Here is a 5,305-nt window from a genome sequence, read left to right as displayed (position 1 = left end):
GACGTGCTGACCCGGCTGCCGACGCAGCCGGCGGGACGGATCGAGGAGTTGCTGCCGCATCGCTGGCAGCTGGGCGCCTCGCGCTGAATCGCCTCGAACTCGCGGGGTGTGTTGCCCGCGCGCTTACGTGCCGGCCTCGGTTTTGTCGCCTCACCGGACGGAGTGTCAGGCAGAACCGTATTGGGGAACTTCAACCAGAGCAATGGTTTGCGGCACGCATCGGTGGCGCACCACTTTCTCGGCGTGTGGCTCAAACAGTGGCTTGCGCCTACACGGCTGAACCTCAAGTCTTAAAGAAACGTGCCGATACCTGTGTGACCACAGCGCTCATTTTAGTGCACATGCTGTTTCGGTGGGCGCTCTAGACAATGGTTCAACTGACTCTCGATTGTGCGGTTGGGTCGCGGCTCTCTGCGGGAATACTGAGATGCTGGGCAGATCGCCCCGGGATATCGACGACAAGTCAACCACGTGATTCGAATCTATGGCTACATCCTTAGCAGTCAGAATCGCAAGATGCGATCGTCTTTCCACAGCGTTTGTGACGGCTGGCGATCCCTGCCACGAAGTAGTCAAGTATCAGACATTTGGTGCTGGCTGCAGAGCATGGCAGGTTCCTGAGCCGTGGCGGGGCGATTTGGCAGGCGCGTGCCTGCTCTTCGTGTCCTCAAATCCTTCGACAGATCCCCTCGATGATTGCCCATGGAATACTGACACGAACCAGAGAATTGACAGCTACTTCAACTCCAGTGGAATAGCGGCCAACTTCCCGCACTCGACCAGCGCGGTTGGCCAGAGATCCAAGGGAGCGGTCAGCTTTTGGATGTCAATCAATAGATACGCAATCGAGCTGTTTGGTCACAACAACCTCTTGCCGGGGGTTCACTACGCAATTACTGAAGTTGTTCACTGCAAGTCGAGGGACGAGGTCGGAGTAAACGCGGCCTTGCCGCAGTGCTCCGGATATATGCCCGATATATTGAGATCTTCAGGTGCCAATGTAGTAGTTTGGCTTGGAAGTCATGCTCAGAAGGCAGCCGCCAGCCTAAAGGGTCAGCTAGTGAACTCCCGGGGCACGTCACCGCTGGAACTGCGTTTGCCGCATCCGAATTCTCGGGGGCAGCGCGGTGTGGCTTGTCTAAGTGACAACGAGAGAGCTCTAGCCATGAGAGCACTGTCTAGTTGTCAGGTGGTGACCGGTGCGAAAGGCAACGGACCGTAGTCGATTGGCGAGGAGTCTTCAAGGGGCGCCAGATCCCATGGAGCTTCCGCGAGGCATCGAGCGCAAGTATGATCGGCCTCGTGGCAATGGTAGTCCTGCTGCACAGTCCGAAGTCAGGAAGACCTCAAAGTTCCTGCCGTATTGCGTTCGATAGTTGAGCCTGGGGTCACTCTGTCGATCCGCTCTGTTCCATGTCAATGGTCAAGATCTGCTTCGCGCAGTCAACTAAGCGCTTCATCAGATGCGGCTCGGGTGGCTTCAGAGCTTTGAGTTCAACTTGAAGAAGTCCGATCGACGCCTCGACTCGTTGGTGGGCTGCGAGCCAGTCGGTGTCATTCGCCGTCTGAATGGACCGTATGAGCGCCAATGCGGCCTCAAGCAGATCCAGGATCTCTGCATGCTTCATGTCAATTTCCCTTTTGAAAGCCACGCCACGCCTGCACAGTCATCACCATCGCCAGCGTGTCCAACTCGCAGTAGCGCAGCAGCGCGTCCTTGAGCGCCCCTCGCTCTATCTGCTCAATCTGCTCGAACTGCAGCCGAGCGTATGCGGCCATCGCGGCGCCACCGGCTTGCAGGCTCTGGTCGGCTCCGGCCTCCAGCGCTGCCAGCTCCAAACTGCTCAGGTGGCCGAAGACCGGCGGCAGCAGGTCATAGGGATCGGCGACCAACCCATTGACGCTCCGCCACCAGACCATGGGCTCCTCGTGGTTCTGGCTGGGCATGGCTGTCGTGCCGTAGACGGGCTGGCCGTAGAGATCGCGCAGAAAGTCCGAGCTCTGCATCAGTGCCGGCAGCACCTTCTTCAGCGACGAACTGCCCTTGGTCGAGGGATGGAAGTAGTGCAGTTCCGCCAGCTTGCACAGGTCCACCATGCTCCTGGGACCGGCGATCTCGACGCCATCGACCTTTCGGGTCGTGATGCTCTCGATGAAGGCAACCAACTCGTCCCTGTCCGGCGCCGGATCGGCCTCGTCCAGCAAGCGCGCACGGAGCTGGTTGAGCACGGTGTTCTCGTGCGTTGCCCAGCGGAAGATGGTGCCGCTGTCAGCGCTCAGGGCCGCTTTGAGTTGGCGCAGGAAGGGCAGGGTGGGGTCAACGCCCGGGTCCACCTCCAGGCACTGGTGGAGGTGCTCGACCCGCCCGCCCGCGCGCATCACATGGTGCGAGAACTGGAACGCCACGGTCTCGTAAGGCCGCTGCCCGCGGCGGAAGGGGATTGCTACCGCGCTGGTCTCGAAGTCGATGAAGTGGTACGGGTAGCGCCACTTGCGCATGGCCGCGGCCATGCCGGTCGCGTCGAAGTAGAAATCACCACCCCCTGGCCAGGTGCCGCTGCACTGGTACCACTGGCGATGCTTCGGCGTCATGCCACCAGTGCCCGGCTCACTGCTGTCGAAGCCGACGTCCGCGGGTACCAACTGCTCGAGCTTGAGCTTGCCCTGCTGTATCAACTCGCGCTTCTTGGTGAACTTCCACAGGTCCAGTACCGTTGGACTGTCGAAGTCCCGGTCCTCCCAGCCCAGGGCCTGTCGCCAGCACTCGTGGAATCCGCTGCGGGGCTCACCCGCCCCTGGCAGGTTTTCGGCCTTGAACTCGCAGTTGCCGCAGGCCTTGCTTGGTACGGGGCCCAGCCGTTGGTCACTCTGGTAGGCAGAGGCAAGATGTGCCACCGCGTCGGCGAAGGCCATCTCGACGCCCACCACGTCCAAGGTCCCTGAGAGGATCTCCTGGACCTCGATGTCGACTGGCACTGCCGCCAGGAGCGGGGCACCCAGGTCTACGCCATCTACGGGACGCGTTACCGTGGTGCGCCCGCCCCCGCGGTGGATCGGGAACAACTGATTCAAGCCGTCGACGGTTGCCGTGGCTGACTTGTCGGCGAGCAACAGGAAGGCTCTGAACTCGAACTGCGGACATTGCAGCCCAGCGACAAAGCGCTGGAACGCCACGTCCTGCAGGTAGGGCAGGTAACCCGGGCTGATCGCGCCCCTGGCCCCACGCAGGCCTCTCACCTCGCCCGGGTCATAGGATTTGGCCTTCACCTCGATCAGCTCGACCGAATTGCCGGTCTTGCGCAGTACGTCCACGCGCACGAAGAGCCCGTCGTGCGCGAACGCGGCTTCGTAGATCGTGACGTTCTCGCGCGCCAGCAGTGCCTGGGTGCGCGCCAACTGAGCCGCGTGCCCGATGTCGTCCACCTCGACCCCGCCCGGGTACATCAGGCACGCCAGCGCACCGACCTGGTAGCCCCCTTCAGCCAGCGCCGCCAGGAAGCTGTCGTCGAGCGCAGTGTTCAGGTACTCCGGCTTGCCCGTGTAGTAGAGCTTGGTCGGGCACTCCAGCGCCTGCTTGAAGCGGCTCTTGGTGAGGTACCGGGGTGTTGCCATCGATTTCTCCATTGCGCACTGCATTCGGGCTGGGTGGCGGACTCGCCTTCACTGGTACCAGAAGATCTTCACGTTGCACCACAGGATGCCCAAGTCGCAGCAGGCCACCTTCATCCGGTAAGTGAACTGCTTCAACGCCCACTCGGCATGGAGCTTCGTCAGCGCGCAGGCCCAGATAAGGTTGGTCCGGGCCGTGTGCATCGTGTTCATGAGTGAGCTCCCTGCCCGAAAGGCATTGCATCGACCATCGGCACCTGCGCAGCGGCGGCCCATCACGCCGCAAAACCGATGGCGCGCCGGACCGGTTCCCTCTTGTCCTCACAGGCCCGCCGCAAGCGCTGGGCCAGTTCCATGGCCGCGCCCGGCCGGTCCAGTCGACACAGCCGCGCCGCGGCCGCAAAGTCGCCCGGCGTCAGCACATCCATACGTGTAACGGCAGCGCAGGCCATGTCATTCAGTTCCAAGCCGAGGCTCGCGGCGAGTTTCGTGAACATGCAGACGGACTGCGCCGGCTTGAGGTAGCCCAGCCGCACCCGCGCATCGAAGCGCCGCAGGGACGCCGGGTCCAGGTTGTCCATCAGGTTGGTGGAGGCGATGAAGATGCCCGGGAAAGTCTCCATCTGCGTCAGCATCTCGTTGACCTGCGTCACCTCCCACGAGCGCTGTGCCCCTTGGCGGTCGTGCAGCAGGCTGTCGGCCTCGTCGAACAGCAGAACGGCACCTTCGGTCTCGGCCTCCTCGAACATGGCGGCGATGTTCTTCTCGGCCATGCCGACGTAGGGCGACAGCACGTCAGAGGCGCGCTTCACCAGCAGGGGCCGGTCCAGCGCCGCCGCCAGGTGGCGGCCGAAGGCGGACTTGCCGGTGCCCGGAGGCCCGTAAAGGCAGATGCGCCCTTCGCCCACTTGGCGCAGGCCCTCGCGCAAGCGGAGCAGGTCGCAGTCGGTATTGAGCAGTTCGAGGTCGTACGCGATGGTGTCTGCCTGCGCACACGGCTTGATGACGTGCGCGCCCAGCGCTTGCAGCGTGTTGTTCATCAGCCGCGTCATCACCCGTTCCGCCGCCAGTTCTGGCGCCCCGCCGCACACCAGCTGGCTCACCTTGGCCGCGCGCGCCACCACTGCGGGCGCCATGTCCGGATGCCCGGCGGCGTCTTCGCGCCATTGGCGCGACAGGCCCAAGCCGGCGGTGTGGTGCTCGACGACGCGCAGGCGCACGCTGGTGGGCGGCACGTCCAGGTGAAGCACGTAGTCGAAGCGGCGGCGGTAGGCCGGGTCGATGGCGTGCAGGTGGTTGGTGACCCAGAAGGTCGGCACCGGATTGCTTTCCAGCAGCTTGTTCACCCAGCCCTTGATGCCACTGGAGTTGCCCTCCCGGTGCCGCGAGCCCGTGGGCTCATTGAAGACGTCCTCGACCTCGTCGAAGAGCAGCACGGCATCGGGGTCGGCCGCCAGCAGCGTCTGCGCGAAGCGGTAGGAATCGAAGCGGGTGCGGCCGGGCCGGGGCTCACCGTTCAGGGCTTCCGTCGGGATTTCCATCGTAATAGTCCGACGAGTACCCGTTGACGGCGCCTGCCCGGATCAGACGTCGACGAGGTGTCGAAGCAGTTCGAAGCCGACTCGCCACTGCTGGCCATCGCAGTCGAGCGTGGCGGTGCGTTGGTTGACGCGCACGATCAAGCCGACACGGTGCT

The 5,305-nt window shown here is 63.2% G+C and carries 4 protein-coding genes; all 4 read right to left on the bottom strand.

Annotated features, from left to right (window positions below):
- Positions 1-1,388: 1,388 nt before the first annotated feature.
- A complete protein-coding gene (locus JMV16_RS18070) occupies positions 1,389-1,628 on the bottom strand; it encodes a hypothetical protein (RefSeq protein WP_201495703.1) in 240 nt (79 codons plus the stop codon).
- Between the two features lies 1 nt (position 1,629).
- A complete protein-coding gene (locus tag JMV16_RS18065) occupies positions 1,630-3,612 on the bottom strand; it encodes a DUF2779 domain-containing protein (protein ID WP_201495702.1) in 1,983 nt (660 codons plus the stop codon).
- Between the two features lie 48 nt (positions 3,613-3,660).
- On the bottom strand, positions 3,661-3,822 hold the full coding sequence (locus JMV16_RS18060; RefSeq protein ID WP_201495701.1) for a hypothetical protein: 162 nt from the start codon (positions 3,820-3,822) through the stop codon (positions 3,661-3,663).
- A gap of 62 nt (positions 3,823-3,884) precedes the next feature.
- Positions 3,885-5,045: an AAA family ATPase gene (locus tag JMV16_RS18055; RefSeq protein WP_201495700.1), complete on the bottom strand. Its 1,161-nt coding sequence runs from the start codon at positions 5,043-5,045 to the stop codon at positions 3,885-3,887.
- Positions 5,046-5,305 lie beyond the last annotated feature (260 nt).

This window comes from Rubrivivax sp. A210, assembly GCF_904426505.1.
GTDB lineage: Bacteria > Pseudomonadota > Gammaproteobacteria > Burkholderiales > Burkholderiaceae_C > Rubrivivax.
Note: the sequence above shows the minus strand (reverse complement) of the source record. Positions and strands in the feature narration are given on the sequence as shown.